This window comes from Kitasatospora sp. NPDC087315 (genome assembly GCF_044744345.1).
Taxonomy (GTDB): Bacteria; Actinomycetota; Actinomycetes; order Streptomycetales; family Streptomycetaceae; genus Kitasatospora.
The window spans coordinates 40,575-62,447 of the sequence record NZ_JBIUYD010000022.1 but is presented as its reverse complement, the minus strand read 5'-3'; the positions used below and the strand labels follow the sequence as shown (position 1 = coordinate 62,447).

General features: G+C 75.3%; 16 protein-coding genes. 14 read left to right on the top strand and 2 right to left on the bottom strand.

Annotated elements, in window-relative coordinates; genetic code table 11:
- The first annotated feature begins 197 nt into the window (after positions 1–197).
- The 4 genes from ACIO5D_RS28385 (at position 198) to ACIO5D_RS28370 (ending at position 7,289) form a co-directional block, all read left to right on the top strand.
- Positions 198–2,900 carry an MXAN_6230/SCO0854 family RING domain-containing protein gene (locus tag ACIO5D_RS28385; RefSeq protein WP_400798671.1) on the top strand — a complete coding sequence of 901 codons (2,703 nt, stop codon included), beginning with the start codon at positions 198–200 and terminating at the stop codon, positions 2,898–2,900.
- Positions 2,901–2,976: 76 nt separating this feature from the next.
- Positions 2,977–4,416, top strand: a complete 1,440-nt coding sequence (locus ACIO5D_RS28380; protein WP_400798668.1) for a glutamine synthetase — start codon at positions 2,977–2,979, stop codon at positions 4,414–4,416.
- A gap of 3 nt (positions 4,417–4,419) precedes the next feature.
- Entirely contained in the window at positions 4,420–5,538 is a 1,119-nt protein-coding gene (locus ACIO5D_RS28375) for an amidohydrolase family protein (protein WP_400798665.1), read from the top strand.
- A 263-nt stretch (positions 5,539–5,801) separates the two neighbouring features.
- Positions 5,802–7,289 carry a S8 family serine peptidase gene (locus ACIO5D_RS28370; RefSeq protein WP_363607964.1) on the top strand — a complete coding sequence of 496 codons (1,488 nt, stop codon included), beginning with the start codon at positions 5,802–5,804 and terminating at the stop codon, positions 7,287–7,289.
- Between the two features lie 134 nt (positions 7,290–7,423).
- Here ACIO5D_RS28370 and ACIO5D_RS28365 read toward each other — a convergent pair whose 3' ends face one another.
- Positions 7,424–8,317 (bottom strand): HipA family kinase, encoded by an 894-nt coding sequence (locus ACIO5D_RS28365; RefSeq protein ID WP_363607963.1) that lies wholly within the window; start codon positions 8,315–8,317, stop codon positions 7,424–7,426.
- Between the two features lie 204 nt (positions 8,318–8,521).
- On the opposite strand from ACIO5D_RS28365, the gene ACIO5D_RS28360 reads away from it, so the two are divergent.
- The 9 genes from ACIO5D_RS28360 (at position 8,522) to ACIO5D_RS28320 (ending at position 19,290) form a co-directional block, all read left to right on the top strand.
- On the top strand, positions 8,522–8,962 hold the full coding sequence (locus ACIO5D_RS28360; RefSeq protein WP_363607962.1) for an SRPBCC family protein: 441 nt from the start codon (positions 8,522–8,524) through the stop codon (positions 8,960–8,962).
- Positions 8,963–9,192: 230 nt separating this feature from the next.
- The gene (locus tag ACIO5D_RS28355) at positions 9,193–10,347 is read left to right on the top strand and encodes a glycosyltransferase (protein ID WP_400798662.1); all 1,155 of its coding nucleotides are present in this window, start codon (positions 9,193–9,195) and stop codon (positions 10,345–10,347) included.
- A gap of 334 nt (positions 10,348–10,681) precedes the next feature.
- Positions 10,682–12,205, top strand: a complete 1,524-nt coding sequence (locus ACIO5D_RS28350; RefSeq protein WP_400653993.1) for an exopolysaccharide biosynthesis polyprenyl glycosylphosphotransferase — start codon at positions 10,682–10,684, stop codon at positions 12,203–12,205.
- Positions 12,206–12,210: 5 nt separating this feature from the next.
- The gene (locus tag ACIO5D_RS28345; RefSeq protein ID WP_400798660.1) at positions 12,211–13,551 is read left to right on the top strand and encodes an O-antigen ligase family protein; all 1,341 of its coding nucleotides are present in this window, start codon (positions 12,211–12,213) and stop codon (positions 13,549–13,551) included.
- Entirely contained in the window at positions 13,548–15,290 is a 1,743-nt protein-coding gene (locus ACIO5D_RS28340; RefSeq protein WP_400798657.1) for a lipid II flippase MurJ, read from the top strand. The genes ACIO5D_RS28345 and ACIO5D_RS28340 overlap by 4 nt, the downstream gene beginning before the upstream one ends.
- On the top strand, positions 15,280–16,209 hold the full coding sequence (locus ACIO5D_RS28335) for a polysaccharide deacetylase family protein (protein ID WP_400653997.1): 930 nt from the start codon (positions 15,280–15,282) through the stop codon (positions 16,207–16,209). Before ACIO5D_RS28340 ends, ACIO5D_RS28335 begins: the two co-directional genes overlap by 11 nt.
- A complete protein-coding gene (locus ACIO5D_RS28330) occupies positions 16,206–17,321 on the top strand; it encodes a glycosyltransferase (protein WP_400798654.1) in 1,116 nt (371 codons plus the stop codon). The genes ACIO5D_RS28335 and ACIO5D_RS28330 overlap by 4 nt, the downstream gene beginning before the upstream one ends.
- A 53-nt stretch (positions 17,322–17,374) precedes the next feature.
- Positions 17,375–18,130 (top strand): hypothetical protein, encoded by a 756-nt coding sequence (locus ACIO5D_RS28325; protein WP_363607956.1) that lies wholly within the window; start codon positions 17,375–17,377, stop codon positions 18,128–18,130.
- Positions 18,127–19,290, top strand: a complete 1,164-nt coding sequence (locus ACIO5D_RS28320) for a GNAT family N-acetyltransferase (protein WP_400798651.1) — start codon at positions 18,127–18,129, stop codon at positions 19,288–19,290. The genes ACIO5D_RS28325 and ACIO5D_RS28320 overlap by 4 nt, the downstream gene beginning before the upstream one ends.
- Positions 19,291–19,331: 41 nt before the next feature.
- On the opposite strand, the gene ACIO5D_RS28315 is transcribed toward ACIO5D_RS28320, so the two are convergent.
- The gene (locus tag ACIO5D_RS28315; protein WP_363607954.1) at positions 19,332–20,417 is read right to left on the bottom strand and encodes a glycosyl hydrolase; all 1,086 of its coding nucleotides are present in this window, start codon (positions 20,415–20,417) and stop codon (positions 19,332–19,334) included.
- A gap of 353 nt (positions 20,418–20,770) precedes the next feature.
- Between ACIO5D_RS28315 and ACIO5D_RS28310 the strand changes: the two genes are divergently transcribed.
- Positions 20,771–21,700 (top strand): hypothetical protein, encoded by a 930-nt coding sequence (locus ACIO5D_RS28310; protein WP_363607953.1) that lies wholly within the window; start codon positions 20,771–20,773, stop codon positions 21,698–21,700.
- The last annotated feature ends 173 nt before the right edge of the window (positions 21,701–21,873 follow it).

The window sequence follows — 21,873 nt, the reverse complement described above, 5'->3', positions numbered from 1 at the left end:
TGTAGCGAAGCTACTCGCCAGTAGGAAGGGGGTGGGGGGACCGAACCGGAAATCCGTTCGGCGTCGGGCGGGGGCTTCGCTAGGGTGGCGGTGCGGGGGCGGCTCCGCGGCGTGCTTCCTTCTCCTCTCATCTCTTACAATGAACCCGAGTGCGCCCACTCTCCGCCCCCGCTTCGTCATATCCCCGGGGGACACCAGTGAAGAAGCAGAGCACCGCCACGCCCGACACCGGTCTGGACGCGTACCTGCTGCGCCGGCACGGGACGGTCGTGGTCGCCGCCGGGGCGGCCCCGGGAGAGCCGGACCCCTCCAACGCGTCGGGGCTGATCGCCCTGGAGGCCGACCTCGCGCAGCGCGGCTTCCTGCTGACCGGGCCGCTGCGCGCCGCGCTCGGACGGCTCCGCCCGGCCGCCCTGGCCGACGCCGGAGCGGAACTGCTGCGCCGGATCGACGCCCTGCTCGGCGCCGACCGCAAGCACCAGCCGCTGTTCCGCCGCTTCCCGGAGACGGTCCCGGCCCACGCGCACGCCACCTACTCCGCGCACATCCGCGCCTTCCTGCTCAACCAGCCGAACCAGCCCTGCTCCTGGTGCGACCGTACCGGCGTCGAGGTCGGCATCGGCGCCCTCGCGCCCTGTGCCCACCTGCTCTGCGACGACTGCTACCAGGACGCCGAGGCCCTCTGGCCGCGCGGGGCGCGATGCCTGCTCTGCAGCACCCCGGTCGACGGGGAACGCCACCTCCCGCTGGACGCCAAGGCCGTCCGCAACGCAGCCCGCGAGCACCCCCGCGACAGCCTGCTGCGCCCGCTGCGCCTCGCCGAGGGCGCCGACCCGGCCGCCGTGGCCGCCGCCGAACTGGCCCGGCTGCTCGGGCGCCGCACCCCGCTCGACCCGCAGGACCGCGAAGACCTCGCCCTGCTGCTCGACCACGCCCCCGCCGATCCGGCCGACTGGCTGCCCGTCGACATCCCCGTCCGGGAGAGCCGCGCGAGCGTCCTGGCCGCCCTGCTCCACCGCGACCAGGCCACCGCCCGCCCACTGCTCGCCGACCGCCTCACCACCGCCACCGACGTACTGCGGCTGATCTGGGCCTGGTCCGGCGCCGAGCCCGACCTGCTGCCCGCCACCGCCAAGGGCCTGCGGCTGCGCAACCTGCCCCGCCCGCTCCGCCGCGAACTGCTCGCCGCCCTCGACGCGTTGCCGCTCGGCACCCTGGCCGAGGACCTCGGCCGCCACCGGTCCGCCTGGCTACGGGCCGGCGAACTGCTGCACCCCTACGAGCACCGGGCCCGCTTCCCGTACGCCGCCGCCGCGTTCGCCGTGCTCCGGCAGAGCGACCTCGACCTGCACGGCCTCGGCGCCGAACTGCGCGACGCGCCCGCGCCGCTGCGGGTCGCCGAGACCCCGGGCGGCCACACCAGGCTGGCCGTCACCACCTTCGCGGGCCGGGTCGAACAGGCCCTCGCCGTCGGTGACGTGCCCGCCGCCGTCCGGCTGCTGACCGCCCGCCCGGGCGAGCTGGTCCGCCGACTGCACCACCTGCTGCGGGTGCACGCCACCTGGAGCCCGGCCGAACCGCTGCCCGCCGCGCTCGCCGGGGCGCTGCCGGGCGCGCTGCGCAAGGTCGCGCCCGGCCCGCTGCTCGGCGCGTACGGTCGGCTGCGCGCCCCGCGTGAACTCGGCGAGCGCCGGCTGTACTTCCCGCGCGGCCGGGTCTCGCTGGCCCACGCCCGCGACGACTGGGGCACCGTCGTCCCGGCCGCCCTCAGCGCACCGGTCTGCGCCCTGATCGAGGCCGAACTGCTGCGCCGGGCGGGTGCGCACGAGCGCCTCGACCTCGCGGTGCTGGACGAGGGCCTGGCCGACCTGGTCGTCCCGTTCGCCGAACGGGCCAGCGCCAAAACGCTGGTGGCGCTGCCGCGCGGCAGCGTGCAGCGGCTCCCGGACGGCCGGCGGGTGCGGCTCTTCCTGCACTGGATGCAGACCCCGCGCCAACGCGTCGACCTGGATCTGTCGGTCGCCCTCTACGACGACCAGTGGCGGTTCGTCGGCCTCTGCGACTACACCCACCTGGTGCACGGCCCGCGCGCGGCGGTGCACTCGGGCGACCTCACCTCGGCCCCGCCGCCGCACGGCGCCACCGAGTTCGTCGACCTCGACCTGCTCGTGCTGGCCGCGGCCGGGGCGCGCTACGCGGTGACGATCGTCTTCAGCTACAACGACATCCCCTTCGAGGACCTCACCGACGCCTTCGCCGGTTTCCTGGACCTTGACGCCACCGAGACCGCGAAGTACCGCCGGAGCAGCTTCCGGCCGAAGGACGTCCGCCAGCGCCTCGACCTGGCCGGCGACGCCAGGGTCTGTGTCCCGATGATCGTCGACCTGACCCAGCGCGAGTACGTCTGGACGGACCTCAACACCAGTGCCTCGGGCGGCTTCCACAACGTCTGGCGGCACCGGGACCGGATCGGCGTGCTCGCCGCCGACGTGCTGGCGCACTTCGCCGGGGGCTCCCGCGCCACGCTCTGGGACCTCGCCTGCGCCACCGCCGCCGCCCGTACCGACGAGGTCCTGGTCCGCGGCCGCACCGGCACCGCGCTGAGCGCCTACCGCCGGGCCGGGGGCGAGCCGGTGGCGGCCTTCGCCGAGCGGCTGCGCGCCCGGCACGAGCCCGACGACCGGACCGACGGGCCGGCCGACGACACCGTCCGGCTGCTCGCCGAACGGCTCACCGGCGCCCGGGCGTTCACCGCGCTGGTGCACGCCGATGTGCCCGTCCCCGCGGGCCTCACCGGCGCCGCCTACCGGCTGTACCCGGGCCCGTCGGACGCCGCGCCCGACACCGTGGAGCGGCTCACCGCAGGGGACTTGGTGGCCCTGTTCAACCCGGACGAGTGAACGGGCGGACAGGCGTCCACTCCAATCACCCGATAGAGGAATTCCCCGGGGTCAACGGGCCCGGCAGCATGGGGGCATGAGCACCGGAACCGTTGCCGCGGGCCCCGCCGAGCCGCCCGCCACCGGCCTCGGCGGCCACCTCGGCGCCGTCGCCCTGCCGCCGCGCGCCGAGCGCGGCGAGCGGGCGGAGGCGGCCACCGAGCGGCTGCGCGTGGCCGGGGTGGAGGCGGTGGCCGTCACCTGGGTGGACAACGCGGGCATCACCCGGGTGAAGGCCGTCCCGCTCGGCGGGCTGGTGCACGCCGCGCAGTGGGGCGTCGGCACCGCGCCCTGCTTCGACGTCTTCCTGGCCGACGACACGATCACCACCAGCCGGATCATCGGCGGCCCGACGGGTGATCTGCGGCTCTACCCGGCCCTCGACCGGATCGTCCCGCTGGCCGCCCAGCCCGGCTGGGCCTGGGCGCCGGGGGAGAGGTACACGCAGACGGGGGACCCGCACCCCGGGTGCCAGCGGCTGTTCGCCCGCCGGATGGAGGCCGCCGCGGCCGCGCGCGGCCTGAGTCTCAAGGCCGGCATCGAGGTCGAGTGGGTGGTCGCCCGCGCCGGAGCGCCCCAGGAGGGCCTGCGCTACCCGACGGACGGCCCGGCCTACGGTATGCACCGCCTGACCGACCTCTCCGACTACCTCGGGGACGTGCTGCGCGCCCTCGGCGAGCAGGGCCTGACGGTGCTGCAGATCCACCCCGAGTACTCCCCGGGCCAGTTCGAGGTGTCGGTCGCCCCCGAGGGCCCGGTCGGCGCGGCCGACGCCTCCGTGCTGGTCCGGCACACCGTGCGGGCCGTCTCCGCCCGGCACGGCCTGCGGGTCTCCTTCGCTCCCGTGGTCGAGCCCGGCGCGGTCGGCAACGGCGGCCACCTCCACCTCAGCCTCTGGCGCGACGGGCGGAACCTCGGCCGGGGCGGCGCCGGACCGCACGGGCTGACGGTGGAGGCCGAGGGCTTCCTCGCCGGGGTGCTCGGCGCGCTGCCCGAGCTGCTGGTGCTCGGCTCCTCCAGCCCCGCCGGCTATCTGCGGCTGGTGCCCTCGCGCTGGGCCGGCGCCTACCAGTGCTGGGGTCTGGAGAACCGCGAGGCCGCCCTGCGGCTGATCACCGGCTCCTCCGGCGAGCGGGCCACCGCGGCCAACGCCGAGGTCAAGTGCTTCGACGCCACCGCCAATCCGTACCTGGCGGTCGGCGCGGTGCTCGCCACCGGCCTCGCAGGGCTGGACCAACGGCTCGCGCTGCCACCGGAGTTCACCGGTGATCCGGCCGGGGCCGCGCCCGGCACGGTGCCCCGGCTGCCCGCGAGCCCGGCCGAGGCGATCGCGGCGTACGAGAAGTCGGCGGTGCTCCGCGAGGCGCTCGGTGAGCCGCTGTACGAGGCGGTGCTGGCCGTCCGCCGGGCCGAGAGCGAGCAGTACGCCGCGGCCACCCCCGAGCAGCTGGCCGCGGCCACCCGCTGGCGGTACTGACCGGTGGACTCGCTGGATGTCCCGGCGCTGCTCGACCACCACTGCCACAGCGTGGTGGTGGCCGATCTGGCCGACGACGCCCTGGCCGGGCTGCTCACCGAGTCCGACCGGCCGCCCGCCCCCGGCACCTCGCCGTTCGACAGCGCACTCGGCCTGGCGGTCCGGCGCTGGTGCCCGCCCGCGCTCGGGCTGCCCTGCCACGCCCCGGCCGCCGACTACCTGGCCCGGCGGCGCGAGCTCGGCGCTCCCGAGGCCACCCGGCGGCTGCTCGCGGCCGCCGCGCTGGACACCTGCCTGGTGGACACCGGGCTGACCACGGCGGCCGGCCACCAGCTGCTCCCGCTCAGCGAGTTCGCCGAGGCGGCCGGCGCCCGGGTGCGCGAGGTGGTGCGGCTGGAGTCGGTGGCCCAGGTGGTCTCGGCGACGGCGCAGGCCTGGCCGCTCGCGGTACGGGAGGCGCTGGCGGCGGCCGCCGCCGGTGCGGTGGCGGTCAAATCGGTGCTCGCCTACCGGTACGGTCTCGCGGTGCCCGCCGAGCGGCCCGCCCCGACGGCGGTGGTCGCCGCCGCGGGGGAGTGGCTGCGGGCGGGGCGCGGCCGGCTGACCGATCCGGTGCTGCTGCACCACCTGCTCTGGACGGCCCTGGAGGTCTGCGCGGACCTCGGTCTGCCGCTCCAGCTGCACACCGGCTTCGGCGATCCGGACCTCACCCTGCACCGGGCCGACCCGTCCCTGCTGACCGACTTCGTCCGGGCCGCCGAGCCGAGCGGCGTCCCGCTGGTGCTGCTGCACGGCTATCCGTACCACCGGCAGGCGGCCTGGCTGGCCCAGGCGTTCCCCCGGGTCTACACCGATCTCGGGCTGACGGCCTCCTACGTCGGGCCGCGTGCGGCGGCGGTGCTCGGCGAGATGCTGGAGCTGGCACCGTTCGGCAAACTGTTGTTCTCCACCGACGCCTACGGGCTGCCGGAGCTGTACCTGGTCGGCGCGGCCCAGTTCCGGCACGGCCTGGGTGCCCTGCTGGCCGGCTGGCGGGCCGACGGCGCCTGCTCGGCGGCGGACGCGCAGCGCCTCGCCCGGCAGGTCGCCGCGGACAACGCCCGTTGCCTGTACGGCCTTTGAGTCGGTCGGCGGTTCCCGAGCAGCCGTCCGTCCGGGGCTGACTCCCCCCTCTCGACACGCCCGGGCTCATGTGATTGACAGTCCGATGGTCTGAACCTTTCGTCGCGGCAGTCAACAGCGGAGTCTTAACTTCCGCAGATGGCCGACTTGTGACGATTAGATGTCTACCTCTTGCGGATTGCAACGCTTGTTCACTAGCGTCCCGATCATTCCAGTGCACCTGCCAACCGCAGCTGCATGACGACTCGGGAGGGCCAACCCCTATGAGTGTTCCTCGGATCAGCCGGACCCGGTACGCCGCGGTGGGCCTCGTTCTCGCCACCGCCGGCGCCCTCGCGCTGCCGGCAGGCACCGCCGTCGCGGCCGCCGGGGCCGAGCCGACGACCGGGCCTCTGCTCAGCTACGTCGTCAACACCAAGGCCAACCACGGCCAGGTGCAGAAGGTCGAGAAGGCCGTCAGCGCGCTCGGCGGCACGGTGGTCTACTCGTACGAGCAGATCGGCGTGGTGATCGCCCGCTCGAACGACACCCAGTTCGCCGCCAAGCTGCGGCAGGCGAAGGGCGTCGAGTCGGTCGGTGCCAGCCGTACCAAGGGCATCACCGCCGCCGACTCGCAGAAGGCCGAGGTGGCCGCCGAGCCGACCGCCGCGCCCGCCCCCGGCCAGGAGCCCCTTGAGGCCAACCAGTGGGACATGCGCCAGATCGGTGCGGACAAGGCGCACAAGATATCCCTCGGCAGCCGCAACGTCACCGTCGGCGTGCTGGACTCCGGCATTGACGCGCTGCACGAGGACCTGGCACCCAACGTGGACGCCTCGCAGTCGGTCTCCTGCATCGACGGCGGCAAGCCGAACACCGACTGGAACGCCTGGCAGCCGACCAGCAGCGACCACGGCACCCACGTGGCCGGCACCATCGCCGCCGCCAAGAACGGCAAGGGCGTCGTCGGCGTGGCCCCGAACGTCAAGCTGGCCGCGGTCAAGGTCGTCGACGAGGGCGGCTTCATCTACCCGGAGTACGCCATCTGCGGCTTCGTCTGGGCCGGTGAGCACAAGTTCAAGGTCACCAACAACAGCTACTACGTCGACCCGTGGATGTTCAACTGCCAGAACGACGCGGACCAGGCGGCGATCACCACCGCCGTCCGCCGCGCGGTCGAGTTCTCGCAGCGCAAGGGCGTCCTGAACGTGGCCGCCGCGGGCAACGAGAACATCGACCTGGCGCACAAGACCACCGACGTCAGCAGCCCGGACGACACCACCCCCGGCACCCGTCCGATCACCAAGGACTGCCTCAACCTGCCGACCGAGCTGGACGGCGTCATCGCCGTCTCCTCGGTGGGCGTCAAGGGCGACAAGTCCTACTACTCCAGCTACGGCAAGCACAAGGTGACCGTGGCCGCCCCGGGCGGTGACCGGCTCTACCAGATCCCGGACACCCCGGACAAGAACGGCCGCATCCTCTCCACCATCCCCGGTGGCAAGTACGGCTACATGCAGGGCACCTCGATGGCCTCCCCGCACACCGCCGGCGTGGTCGCGCTGCTCGCCAGCACCCACCCGTGGGCGAACCCGGAGGAGCTCACCGAGCTGCTGACCAACCAGGCCGAGTCGCACGCCTGCCCGTCGGCCCCGTTCAACCCGGGTGGCACCGGCGTCTACGCCGCCACCTGTGAGGGCGGCGCGAACGACAACGGCTTCTACGGCGCGGGCATCATCAACGCCGAGAAGGCGGTCCAGTGGTGGCGGTGACGCCCTGAGGCGCTCACGTGCCGACCGGCTCGCACGCTGACCGGCCGACCGGCCGTCCGCCGGACCGGCTGAACCAACAGTGAGGTGGGGAGCGGGACCCAGGTCCCGTTCCCCACCTTCTTGCTACCCCCGGGTCATTCGACGTGCTGGTTCCAGGCCGTCTCGACGGACGGCTTTCCGTGCAGGTCGGGGACCTCCTGGAGCCAGGCGGGCCGGCCGGCCCTGGCCCGGGCGGTCCGCCGGAGGTCGGCCTCGCGCAGCTGCTCGGGCGTGGCGAAGCCGTCCGGCAGCCACGCGGAGGAGAGCGCCGCGCGCGCGGCCAGATGCGCGACGTACGCCTGGCGCAGCGCGTCCACCGAGTCGAAGCCCGGCTCGTCCGCCAGCCACTCGTCGGGGACGACCGCCAGCACCTCCGTCAGCAGCCCGGCGGTGACCAGCGGGCCGAGCTGTTCGTCGGCCAGCCGGACGTCCGGGGAGTAACCGCCGAGGGCGTGGGAGCTGAGGTCGTACCGCTTGCCGACGGCGGCCTCGGCGGTGGACCAGCGGTGGTGGAAGATCAGCGCGGCGCCGTTGTCGATCAGCCAGAGCCGCCGGTGCCAGACCATCAGATTGGGGTTGTGCACGGTGCGGTCGACATTGCCGGTGAGGGCGTCCAGCCAGACCACCCGGCCGGCCTCGGCCGGGTCCACCGGGATCATGCCGGGCCTGAAGTCGCGGGCGCCGGGCAGCAGGTCCATCCCGAGGTTCAGACCGCCGCTGGCTCTGAGGATGTCCTGGACCTCGGTGTCGGGTTCGCTCTCGGCGACCGCGGGGTCGAAGTCGACCAGCCGCAGCTCGGGCACCCGCAGACCGAGCCGCCGGGCGAGCTCCCCGACGATCACCTCGGCCACCAGCGCCTTGCGGCCCTGCGCGGCGCCGGTGAACTTGACCACATAGGTACCCAGGTCGTCGGTCTCCACGACGCCGGGCACCGAGCCGCCGGCCCGCAGCGGGTCGACGTAGCGCGTTGCTGTCACCTGATCGAGCACACCGGCCACCATAGCCGGTGGCCCGGCCCGGCGGACCGCCCTACCCCCGGTGGTACCGGCCCGCCGGCCCCGCCCCACCGGTGGCCCGGCCCGGCAGAGCGGACCGGGGGCTCACGACCGCCCTGAGCCCCGGGCGGTCGTACGGCGCCCGCTGTGGTTGGCTTGCCGGTGAAACCGGACGTACCAGACGAGGAGAACACGGTCATGGGACAGGTGCTGGCCACCACCGAGCGGGTCTACGACGCGGCCCCGGAGCGGGTGTACGAGGCGCTGGCCGACTACCAGGTGACCCGCCCCAAGCTGCTGCCCGGGCAGTACAGCGAGTACGAGGTGCGGGCGGGCGGCACCGGCGCGGGCACCCAGGTGCACTGGAGGCTCCAGGCCACCGAGAAGCGGGTGCGGGACTGCCTGTTCACCGTGTCGGCGCCGAAGCCCGACCAGCTGGTGGAGAAGGACGCCAACTCCAGCATGGTGATCACCTGGACGGTCTCGGCGGCCGGCGAGGGCCGGTCGAAGGTCACCGTCTCGGCCACCTGGCAGGGCGCGAGCGGTATCGGCGGTTTCTTCGAGCGGACCTTCGCTCCGAAGGGTCTGAACCGGATCCACGACCAGGTACTGGCGAACCTCGCCGCCGAGGTCCGCTGAATCATCGGCGTCCGCCGAATCCGCGGGGTCTGCCCGATCCGCGGAGCCGACGGCGCCACCCGGCTCCGCCGGATCCGTGGAGTCCGGCCCCTGGCGGGTGAATTCGTAAGGGAATTCGGCGATTTCGACCACCCGTGCGAGCCTCGAGCCGTACGGGTGGACGGCCGCCCCCTGGGAGTGGCGAGGGCCCTCCGGCGCGGTGGAGCGACCCTAGGCTCGCCGCCGTGCATATGACGATCCTTCACATTTCCCAGCCCGTCGACGGTGGAGTGGCCCGCGTGGTCACCGATCTGGTCCGGGGTCAGCGCGAGGCCGGCCACCGGGTGCTGGTGGCCTGTCCGCGAGGCGGCCGGCTGGCCGGGGAGGCCGCCGCCGCCGGCGCGCTGGTCCAGGACTGGCCGGCCCGCCGCTCGCCAGGACCGGCCACCGCCGCCGAGGCCTGGAGACTGCGCCGGATCGTCCGGGCGGCCGCGCCCGACATGGTCCATCTGCACAGTTCCAAGGCCGGCCTCGCGGGCCGGCTGGCCATTCGCGGCACGGTGCCGACCGTCTTCCAGCCGCACGCCTGGTCGTTCGCGGCCGTGGACGGGACGCTGGCCGCCGCCACCCTGCGCTGGGAGCGGTACGCGACCCGCTGGGCGCACCGGCTGCTCTGCGTCAGCGTCCAGGAGCGGGCCGACGGGGCGGCGGCGGGCCTGCACGCCGACTGGGCGGTGGTGCCCAACGGGGTGGACGTCCGCCACTACGCGCCCGCCGAGCGCCGGGCCGCCCGGATCGCGCTCGGGCTGGAGCTGGACGCTCCGCTGGCCGTCTGCGTGGGGCGGCTCTGCCGGCAGAAGGGCCAGGACGTGCTGCTCGCCGCCTGGCCCGAGGTGCTGCGCCGGGTGCCGCGGGCCCGCCTGGCGCTGGTCGGCGGCGGGCCGGACGAGACCCGGCTGGCCGACGCCGTCCGGGAGTCCGCCGGGCCGTCCCGGGTCCGGCTGGCCGGGGACGTGCCGGACCCGCGGCCGTGGCTGGCGGCGGCCGATCTGGTGGTGCTGCCGTCCCGCTGGGAGGGGATGGCGCTGGCCCCGCTGGAGGCGATGGCGGCCGGCCGCCCGGTGCTGCTGACCGATGTGCCGGGGGCCCGTGAATGCCTGCCGCCGGCCGAGCGGGAGCAGGCGGTGGTGCCGCCCGAGGAAGTGACCCCGCTCGCCACCCGAATGGCCGAAGCATTGTCCGATCCGATCGAGTGCGAACGCCGCGGCGCGCGGTTGCGCGAGCACGCCGTCGCCCGTCATGACGTGCGCTCGGTGGTCGAACAGGTGGATGCGCTCTATCGGGACCTGCTGGGTGCCGGTCCGGCGGCGGGGCGCCGCCGCCCCCGTGTCCCAGAGCGGATCTGATCGTTTCACATGCCGTGAATGCCCCGCCGTTCAGGCGCTGTCGTATTCGCACCCTCAGCCGGATAAGGGCGAGGCGTCAAGTCGGAAATACCTATTAATGGGCGGCTGGAATGAAACGGCAAGGTAACTTCCGGCATTCAAGCCGACGTTCGGTATTGTCGGATTTCGCCTGCTTCATTTCGATTTCACATCGGAAATTCGCGAGGGAACCGAAAGCCGCCAGCGGCAGCAGGTGTTGTCAGGACCGCGCCCACCGGGCCGGGACGGCCGCCCCGGGCCAACCGGTGCCGGGACGCCGTCACCCCGGGCACACAGCAGGGGAGTTCGTGCGCTGATGACCATTGACCACGACAGCGTGCCGCGGGCCGGCCGGTCCCTGGCCGGCCCGCGCCGCCCCGCCATCGGGCTGCTCGACCGCCCGCCCCGGTCAACCCACACCCGCAGCGCACCCCCGGCCCGCCGCCACCGCAGGCCGATCCGCTCCCGCCTCGCCCTGCCCGCCGCACTGGCCACCGTCGACGCGCTCGCCCTGTGCACCGCCACCGGCACCGCCAACCGCGTCCTTGACCCGGCCGTCCGGGTCGAGCCACTGCTCGGCGTCGCCGCCCTGCTGCCACTGCTGCTCACGCTCAACCTGGCCGGCGGCCTCTACCGCCTCCGGCTCACCCTCTCCGTCCTCGACGAACTCCCCGCGCTGACCGTCCGGGCCGTGGTCGCCACCGCCTTCTCCGTCACCCTGGCCGGCTGCCTCGACGGCCGCTGGCCCGACTGCGGCCCCGCCACCCCCGCCCGGCTGACCGTCCTGCTCGGCACCCAGCTGCTGCTCGCGGTCTGCTGCCGCGCCCTGCTCTACCACCTGGTCCGCCGGATCCGCCGCAGCCGCCCCAGCCCCGTCCTGGTGCTCGGCGCCGGCCGGCTCGGCCGCCGGGTCGCCGCCGCCCTCAGCGAGCGCCTGGAGTACGGGATGCGCCCGGTCGGCTTCCTCGACCCCGACCCGCCGGTGCTGGCCGGCGGCACCGACCTGCCCGTGCTCGGCGGCCGCGAGGTGCTGGAGCGCGAGGTCCGCCGCCACCGCGTGCACCACGTGGTCGCCACCGCCGGCGCCGCCGACGAGGCCGAGACCGCCGCCGCCCTGCGCGACGCCGCCCGGCTCGGCTGCCAGGTCTGGCTGGTGCCCGCGCTGCGCGAGTACGGCGCGCTGGAGACCGGCCGGCCGGCCGGCGGCGACCACCTCTGGGGCTTCCCCTGCCTGCGGGTCGGCCGCCCGGCGATGCGCCGCCCCGGCTGGGCCGCCAAGCGCGCCCTGGACGTCGTCGCCGCCGCCCTCGGCCTGCTCCTCCTCGCCCCCGTCCTCACCCTGTGCGCGCTCGCGGTCCGCTTCGACACCGGCTCCGGCGTGCTCTTCCGCCAGCAGCGCACCGGGCTCGACGGCCGGGTCTTCACCGTCCTCAAGTTCCGCACCCTGCGCCCCAGCAACGAACACGAGTCGGCCACCCGCTGGAACATCTCCCAGGACCACCGGATGGGCGCCGTCGGCAAGGTGATGCGGCGCAGCTCCCTGGACGAGCTGCCGCAGCTGTGGAACGTCCTGCGCGGCGACATGAGCCTGGTCGGCCCGCGCCCCGAACGCCCCTACTTCGTCATGCGGTTCGGCCAGGTCCACCCCGAGTACGCGGACCGCCACCGCGTCCCGGTCGGCCTGACCGGCCTCGCCCAGGTCAACGGTCTGCGCGGGGACACCTCCATCGAGGACCGGGTCCGCTTCGACAACCGCTACATCGAGAGCTGGAGCCTCTGGCAGGACGTCAAGATCCTCTGCCGCACGGCCGCCCTCATGCTCCACCCGGACGGGAGCTGACCACCGTGGCCCTCACCCTCTCCGCCGCCCCCGGGCCCGCCCGGCTCTTACGCCGGGCGGGCGCGGTGCTCGCGGCCCGGCCCAGCCTGCTCGCCGCCGCCACCGTGCTGCTGGTCTGCGTCCCCACCGGGGAGAAGGACGTCACCGCCGCCGTCCACATCACCGCGGCCGACCTCGCCTCGCTGGCCCTGGTCGCGGTCACCGCCGTCCACCTGCTGCGCGGCCGGGCGCCCGTGCTCGGCCCGGCCGCCTGCGCGCTGTTCGGCGGGATCGTGTTCGCCGCCGCCGTCGCCACCGTCGGCTCGATCGACCCGGCCACCAGCCTCACCGGCTTCGTCCGGCTCACCCAGGTGTTCGTCCTGGTGCCCGTCGGCGTGCTGTGCGCCCTGCGCGACCGCACCGACCAGCGGCTGGTCCTCGGCTCCTTCGTCGCCGCCGCGCTGATCCAGGGCGCCGTCGGCGCCCACCAGTACCTCACCGGCACCGGCGCCTCCTACACCGGCAGGCCGATCCGGGCCGTCGGCACCTTCGGCGCGCTCGACATCATGGCGATGTCCACCGTGGTCGGTTTCGGCCTGCTCGCGGCCCTCGCCCTGGCCCTCGGCGAACGCGGCCCCGGCGGCGACCGCCGGCTGCGCCGGGCGATGTACGCGGCCGCCGCCTTCCTCGTCTTCCCGCTCGCCGTCTCGTTCAGCCGGGGCAGCTGGATCGCCACCGGCGCCGCCGCCGTCGTCCTGCTGCTGCGTGCCGATGCCCGGCTCGCCGCCCGCAGCGCCGTACTCGGCCTCGCCGCCGTCGTGGTCCTGGTCGGCGGCCTCGGTCTCGGCGCCTCCGGCGTCACCGACCGGCTCAGCAGCATCGGCTCCGTCTCGGCCGCCCCCGACCAGTCGGTCTCCGACCGCTACGACCTGTGGACCACCGCCACCCGGATCTGGCAGGACCACCCGGTCGGCGGCGCCGGGCCCAAGGCCTTCCAGCAGCTGCGCGACAGCCACGCCCCGCTGCGGCTCTCCTCCGGCAGCGACGCCGCCGACGCCACCATCGGCTTCCAGCGCGAACCGCTGCTCTCCCCGCACAACATGTACTTCCTGGTCCTCAGCGAGCAGGGCCTGATCGGCATCGTCGCCTACACCGCGCTCTTCCTCGGCCTCCTCATCGGCTGCCTGCGCCACCCGGGAGGGCCGGGCGGCGGGCCCGGGCTGGGCGCCCTCGCCCTGCTGGTCTGGGTGCTGGTCGACTACCTCTACTCCGACATCGGCGGCACCACCACCGTGCTGACCTCCGTCGTCCTCGGCCTCGCCGCCCGCACCGCCCGTGCCGGCACCCCCGGGGCGGTCGCCCGGTGACCACCGACCGCCCCGCGCTGACACCGGCGCTGCCCGCCCCCCGCACCGCCCCGGCCGGCGGGCCCGCCGCCCCGGCCGGGCCCGCCCGGCCCGGCGGCGCCGCGACCGCCCCCCGGCGCGGCTTCCTCGCCAAGGCCTTCGGCGTCACGGCCGTGCTCAGTGCCGCCGGCTCCGCCCTCGGACTCCTCCGCGACCTGCTGCTGGCCCGCTACTTCGGCGCCAACCAGGGCACCGACGCCTTCCTGGTCGCCTGGACCGTCCCGGAGACCGCCGCGCCGCTGCTGATCGAGGACGCCATGTCCTTCCTCATGGTGCCCGCCTTCGCCCTGGCCCTGGTGCTGCGCGAGGAGCACCCCGAAGGTCCCGACCCGGTACGGCAGTTGGTCCGCTCCACGCTGCCCTGGCTGCTGCTCGCGCTCAGCACCCTCTCGCTCGGCACCGCCCTCGGCGCCCCCCGGCTGGTCGAGTTCCTCGCCCCCGGCCTGGCCGACCCCGGGCTGGCCGTCAGCTGCACCCGGATCACCGCGCTCACCGTGCTGCCGTTCGGCGTGGCCGGCTACCTCGCCGCCGCGCTCCGCGCCCACCACCGTTTCACCGCCCCCGCCGGGATCTACGTCGCCTACAACGTCGGCATCCTCGGCGTCCTGCTGAGCTGTCAGGCGTTCTGGGGGGTGCGCTCCGCCGCGATCGGCGTCGCCGCCGGCAGTCTGCTGATGGCCGGGCTGCTGGTCGGCCCGTTCCTGCGCTGGCTGCGCGCCGGCCGCCCCGTCCGCGGCCGGCGCCCCGCCGACTCGCTGGTGCTGATCCCGCTCGCCCTGCTCCCGGTGGCCGCCTTCACCCTGACCCGCCAGGCCCAGGTCTTCATCGAGCGCTTCCTCGGCTCGGCCCTGCCGCCCGGCACCATCTCGCATCTCAACTACGCGGCCAAGGTCTCCCAGCTCGCCATGACGGCCGCCCTCCTGATCTGCACCGTCACCTTCCCGCTGGTCGCCCGCGCGCTCGCGGCCGGTGACCTCGCCGCCGCCCGCGACCGGGTCGAGAAGGACCTCGGCCAGGCCGCCGCGGTCGTGCTGCTCGGCACCGCCTTCCTGCTCGCCTGCGCGCCCTCGACGGTCGCCCTGCTCTTCGAACGCGGCGCCTTCGGCGCACGGGACACCGCCGCCACCGCCGCCGTGATCCGGGTCTACAGCTTCGGCCTGCCCGCCCAGGCACTGATCGGTGTGATGATCCGCCCGTACTTCTCGCTGCGTCCGGTGGTCCGCCGGGCCGGCGAGCCGGGCGCCGAGGACGGCGGACGCCGGCTGCTCGACTGGCTCCCGGCCGCCGCCATGGTGCTCGGCCTGGCCGTCACCGCCGTGGTCGGCCTGCTCACCACCCCCCGGTTCGGCGCCCTCGGACTCGCCGCCGGGAACGCCGCCGGCATCACCACCACCGCCGTGCTGCTGCTGCGCGGCCTCGTCCTGCGGGGCATCGCGCTGCGGCTGCGGCGGGTGCTCGGCGGCCATGCCCGGCTGCTGGCCGCCGCCGGTGGCGCCGCCGCGGCCGGCGCGGCCGTCGCCGGGCTCCCCGCCGACCCGCTGCTCTCGACCCTGCTCGGGGGCCTCACCGTGGCGCTGGCCTTCGCCGCCCTCGGCACCGGCCTCGGTGCCCGCGAGGTGCGCGGCCCGGTCCTCGCCGCCGTGCGGGCCCTGAACCCGTCACCTGTCGTCGACGAAGGGAAGCCCTCCCATGGACGTTGAACGGGGTTCCGCCCGTCCGGCCCGGCCGGGCGTACGCGGTTCCGTCCTGCCGGCGTCGGCGGGCCCGCGCACCGACCCGCCGCGCACCGACCCGCCGCGCACCGACGTCCTCCGCCCCTCGGCGAGGCTGCCGAGAAGCCGCCGCCCCGCCGCCGGACCGCCCGGCCCGGGCGCCCCCCACCCGTGGATCCTGATGTACCACTCGGTGGCCGTCGAGCAGGAGGACCCGTACCGGCTCACCGTCAGCCCCGAGCGGTTCGCCGACCAGATGGACTGGCTGCACCGGCGCGGCCGGCGCGGCGTCTCGGTCCGTGAACTCCTGCGGGCCCGGGCGGCCGGCCGGGGAGACCGGCTGGTCGGCCTCACCTTCGACGACGGCTACGCCGACTTCGCCCGGCACGCCGTGCCGATCCTCCAGGCGTACGGCTTCACCGCCACCGCGTACGTGGTCGCCGACCTGCTCGGCCGGGACAACGACTGGGACACCGAGGGCCCGCGCAAGAAGCTGCTCACCGGCCGGCAGGTCGCCGAACTCGCCGCCACCGGCTGGGAGATCGGCTCGCACGGCCTCGGCCACCAGGCCCTGCCCGGCCTGCCCGCCGAGGTGCTCGCCGCCCAGACCAGGGAGAGCCGCCGGGCCCTGGAAGAGGTCGTCGGCGGTCCCGTCACCGGCTTCTGCTACCCGTACGGCGCCGTCGACCTGCCCGCCACCCTCGCCGTCCGCGACGCCGGCTACGACCACGCCTGCGCCATCGCCCACTCCCCGCTGACCGGCCGCTACGCCCTGCCCCGCTGCTACGTCGGCGACCGCGACGGCGCCTGGCGGCTGCGCGCCAAACGCGGCCGGCACCGGCTGCGCGACACCGTCACCGAACTGCGCCGCAGCCGCGTCGCCACCCGCCGGGAGGCCGGCCGGTGAGGGTGCTGCACATCGTCACCGGCCTCGCCTCCGGCGGCGCCGAACGCCAACTCCAGCTGCTGCTGCGGCATCTGCCCGCGCACCAGCACTGCGAGGTGGCCGCGCTGACCAACCCCGGCACGGTCGCCGACGCGCTGCGCGCCGACGGGGTGACCGTCCACCACCTGGCGATGCGCGGCAACCGGGACGTCGGCGCGCTGCCCCGGCTGGTCCGGCTGATCCGCGCCGGCGGCTACGACCTGGTCCACACCCACCTCTACCGGGCCGGGCTCTACGGACGGCCGGCGGCCCGGCTCGCCGGGGTCCGGGCGGTGGTGGCCACCGAGCACTCGCTGCACGCCGGGGCGATCGAGGGCCGTCCGGTCACCCGTGGCGTCAAGGGCCTCTACCTGGCCGCCGAGCGGCTCGGCACCACCACCGTCGCGGTCTCCCGGCAGGTCGCCCAGACCCTGTACGCGTGGGGGGTGCCGCCGGCCCGGGTCGAGCTGATCCCGAACGGCATCGACGCCGCCCGCTACCGCAGGCCGGACGCCGAACGGGCCGCCGTGCGCCGCCGGGTACGGGCCGAACTCGGCCTGCCGCAGGGGAGCTGGGTGGTCGGCGGGGTCGGCCGGCTGGTGCCCGGCAAACGCTTCGACGTCCTGCTGGAGGCCCTGGCCGCGGTGGACTCCGGCACCCGGCTGGTGCTGATCGGCGAGGGCCCGGAGCGCGCCGCCCTGGAGCGCCGGGCCGCCCGGCTCGGCGTCCGGGACCGGCTGGTGCTCACCGGCGAACGCGACGACGTGCCCGAACTCCTCACCGCCCTGGACGTGCTGGCCGCGCCGTCGACCGAGGAGACCTTCGGCCTCGGCGTCCTGGAGGGCCTCGCGGCCGGCCTCCCGGTCCGCCACAGCGCCTGCCCGGCCCTGGACGAACTGCCGCCCGCCGCCGCCCCGCAGGCCCGCCGGATCCCCTCCGAGGCCGCCGCGTACACCGCCGCGCTGCGCGACCTGCGCCACCTCAACGACCACAGCACCGCCCCGCTGCCCCACCCCCCGGCGGTCGGCCACTACGACATCGTCCGGGTGGCCGCCGACCTGGGCGCCCTCTACGACCGCCTGGCACCCGCCTGACCGGCCGGCGGCCCGTGCAACCCCGGACCGCCCCACACCCTACGGAGCACCCCATGTCCGAATCGCGCCGAAGCGTCCGCACCCTGGCCCTTCGCTGGTGGCCGGTGGCCCTGGCGGTGCCGCTGGGCGCCGCCGCCGGCGCCGGGTACGCCGCCGTCGCGCACCCGTCGTACGCCGCCAACTCCTACGTGGTCGTGGTGCCGCAGAACCCCGGGGAGAACGCCGTCGCGGTCAACTTCGCCCAGGCGTACGGCCGGCTGGCCGGCCAGCCGCAGGTGCTCGGCACGGCCGCCGCCGAGACCGGCCACCGGCTCTCCGAGCTGGAGACCCTGGTGCACGGGACCACCTCCCCGGACGCCCCGGTGATCGAGATCACCGGGACGGGGGCCAGGCCGCGGGAGGCCGTCGAGACCGCCGACGCGGTGGCCCGCTCCCTGGTCGCCCTCGCCAACGCCAACAGCAAGGAGACCGGCGTCCGGCTGGTCCCGCTGGCCCCGGCCGCCGAGCCGGGCAAGCCGACCACACCCTCGGCCCGGCTGGACGTCGCGGTCGGCGGCGCGGCCGGCCTGCTGATCGGCGCACTGGTGCTGGCGACCCGCCGCCGCAGCCCCGGGGCCGAGCCCGGTCCCCGGCCCGCCGAGCCGGTGCCGGCCGCCCCGCCGGTGCCCGGGTCCGTCACCACCCCGCGCCCCCGGACCGGCGCCGCGCAGACCGCACCGCAGGCGTACCCGGACGGACCCGGCGAGCCCGGGGTCTACGCGCTCCAGGCCCCCGCCGAGCCGAAGACCGCCGCCGGGAGCCCCCGATGAGCACCGAGGCGGTGGCCGCCACCGGCCTGCCCGCCCAGACCGGCACCCCGCGCTGGACCAGCGAGCTGCGCCGCGAGGACGACGCCCTGGAGACCCTCGCCGAGGAGTGGGACGATCTGGCCGGCCGCTGCCGGACGGCCACCTTCTTCCAGGCCGCCGCCTGGCAGTGCTCCTGGTGGCGCCAGTACGGCCGCCCCGGCGAGCTGCTGGTCGTCCTGGTCCGCGAGGACGGCCGGCTGGTCGGCGCGGGCGCCTTCCGGCGGCGCGGCGGCCCGCTCGGCGGGCTGACCGGGCTCGGCGACGGCCTGATCGACTTCACCGACATCCTGCTCGACGACGCCTGCGCCGACCGCGCCGCCGCCGCGTTCGCCGAGGCCCTGCCGCTCACCCGCCCCTGGCACAGCCTGGAGCTGCGCGAGGTGCACCCGGAGGCGGCGGTGCAGCGGGTGTTCGAGCAGTGGCGGGGCAGCCGGCGCCGGTTCGCCGACTCGCTCTGCCAGTACCTGCCGGCCGTCCCGATGGACCAGCTGCTCAAGCGGGTGCCCGGCAAGACCGCCCAGCGCACCCGGGTGAAGCTGCGCAAGATCGCCGAGGCCGGGGTCGAGGTCCGCCCGACGCCGCCCGAGGACGTGCCCGACGCGCTGGACGCCCTGCTGCGGCTGCACTTCCTGCAGTGGCAGCAGCGCGGCGTCACCCCGGAGCACCGGACCGAGCGGTTCGCCCGCCACCTCACCGAGTCCACCACCGGCCTGGTCGCCACCGGCCGCGCCGCCGTCCACCAGTACTGGCTGGACGACGAGCTGGTCGCGGTGAACCTGCTGCTGCTCTGCCCGTCCTTCGGCGGCCTCTACCTGTACGGCGCGCACCCGCGGCTGCGCGAGCGGCTGGACATCGCCGGGCTGCTGTTCGGCGCGGCGCTGGAGGAGACGGTCGGCGCGGGCGTTCCGGTGCTCAGCCTGCTGCGCGGCCAGGAGCCGTACAAGCAGCGCTGGCGGCCGGACCAGCTGGCCAACCAGCGGCTGCTGTTCGGCCCGCGCGGTCCGGCCCCGGCGGCCGCCGTCAGGGCCGGTTCGGTCCGGGCCCGGCAGGCGGTGGTGCGGGTGCTGACCACCCGCCTGCCGAGGCTCAAGGAGGCGCTGGTGGCGCGCCGCCGGAGCTGAACCGGCCGCCGGCCCGGGCCGCCCCCGGTGCCGGGCCCCGCTCAGCGCGGGCCCGGCACCGGGGTGGTGCTCGGGGGCGCCGTGGCGGGCGCCCCCACGGAGCCCGACATCAGCTGCCGGAACCGGGCGGTGGACCGCGGGTTCCGGTCGCACTGCCAGAACCCGTGCGGACAGTAGTCGGTGACCGTCTGGTAGCTGGTGTCATGGGTGCGCATCCACTCCACCATCCGCTGCACGAACTCCGGGTTGTCCCCGTTGCGGAACAGCCCCCACTCCGGGTACGAGACGGGCTTGCCGCGCTTGGCGGCGAACTCCACCTGGTCCTGCAGCCCGTATGGCTCGCGGACGTAGTCGTCGAAGGTGGCGCCGGCCGGCTGGTCGTAGCTGTCCATGCCGATGATGTCCACGACGTCGTCGCCCGGGTAGCACCTGGTCCACGGGATGGCGTCCAGCCCCCGGTTGGGCGTGAAGTCGAAGCGGAACCGCTGCCCGGGCACCGAGCGCATCACCCCGACGATCCGCCGCCAGTACGCCTTCCAGGCGGTCGGGTCGGGCTTGCAGCGGTGGGTGTAGGTGACGCCGTTCATCTCCCAGCCGAGGGTGAGCACGGCGTCGGCGCCGCCCAGCGCGACCAGACGGCGGGCGAGCTTGAGGAAGTGGCCGTCGAAGTCCCCCTGTACGCCCTGGCCGAGCAGCCTGGCCACCTCGCCGTCCGGCACGTTCGCCTCGCTGGGCACCAGCATCGGCACGCCGAGCACGAGCATCCGGGCCGGGTCCGCCAGCCGCCACTGCGACCACATGCCGAGCACCATGGCCTCGCCCTCGACGTCCGCCCAGCTGTTTCCGGCCAGATAGGTGTGGCCGACCTGCAGATTGGCGTCATTCAGCCACTTCGCGAAGTGGTCGATCTGCGGGATGTAGGTGTCCCAGGAACCGACGAAGGCCCCGAACGGCGGCTCGTGCCCGGCCCGCTGGACGGCCGGGCGGGTGGCGGCGCCGCGCGGCTGGATGGCGTCCGAGGAGAGGGTGTGCCGTTCGGTCTGGCTGAGCGGGGTCCCGGCCGGGACACTGGCCGTGGTCAGCAGCAGCAGGGAGGCGGCGGCCAGCGCCAGGCGGCCGAATCGCATGGGTCTTCCTCCGGGCGTCGCGGAGCGGTGCGGGATGGACGGACCGTGGTCCCCCGCTCGCAGACAGTAGGCCCAACGGGCGTCGGAAAAGCCGAATGTCACCCTAAAGTGGGCGATATTCGAACGCCTTCTGCCGCAGTGGGCCGTGTATCACCTCTGTAACAGTCCGGGCGGCCCTGGGGGCCCTACCGGGGCGCCCCGCGGAGCCGGCGCCCCGACCGGACGGGGCCCGACGGCGCAGGTCGGGGGTGGGACCGGGCGAGGGGTGCGATCCGGCCATCGAGCGGTCCGCGGAACGGGCGCACGGCCACGCCCGGCTGACTCGCGCGGGGGGAGAAAGGTACGCTCCGCCCGTGTCCTGGAAGCCGCTGCGTGTACTCACCCCCCGATCGATCCTCCCTGCCCTGGCGGTGCTGCTGGTCCTTGTGGCGGGCGCTGCCGCGCATGCCAACAAGCCGGTGCCGTTCGGGGACCGGGTGGCCGAGCCCGGTGGTGCGAGCGTCAGCACGGTCAACGCGCAGTCGCCGGGCGCGGCCGACCTGGAGCTGCGGGTGGGCCCGGGCCTGGAGGCGTACAACCGCGCCACCGGGGAGCACGCCTGGTCCTACCGCCGGGAGGGCGCCACCGCGCTGTACCAGGCGATGGCGGGGGAGAACGCCGTGGTGCTCTGGGACGACGGCCTGATCACCTCGGTCCGGCCCGGTGACCACGAGGTGCGCTGGCACCGGGCCGTGCCCGGGCTGGCGGACTGGCTGCGCGGCGAGGGCGAGCCGGGCGCCGACAAGCGCACCGACGAGCAGCGCAAGCAGCTCGCGGTGGAGCGGGCCGCCACCGCGCTGTACACCGTCCAGGAGACCTCGCCGTGGGTGGCCGTGGTCACCCCCAACCTGACCATGGGCCTCCGCGACGCCGACGGTGACCTGCGCTACAACTCCAAGCCGCCCGGCAACTGCGTCTACGACCCGACGCGCACGGTGGGGACGGACTACGCGGTGCTGGTCCCGCGCAGCTGTACCAGCGGCGGCGGTCAGCCGGTCTCCGGCGGCGTCAGCGGCTACCGGCTGGACAGCACCGGCTGGCAGCTCAGCGCCGGCCCGGGGGTGTCGCTGAAGGCGCTGGACGGCCGCCGGGTGCTGATCTCGGACGGCCCGATCGTCGGCCCCAAGGTGTTCGACACCAAGGCGGCGGCCCCCGAGGCGGCCTGCGGCAGCCCGGCGGAGCCGTTCGCCGCCGTCCGCCCGGAGGGTTCCTGCGCGGCCCCGGCGGGTGATCCGCAGCCGTAGGGCGCGTCCGGCGACCTGGGTCCGGCCCCGGTCCCGGTACCCCGCCACGGTAATTCCCGGGGGCCGTGTCGCGCGGCCCGGTAGACTTGCCGTCATGGCTGTTCTCTCCGGGCACTAGCGGGCGAGCGGCGCCGCCCCCGTGCGGTCCGCCGATCACCGACGAAGCCCTTCCC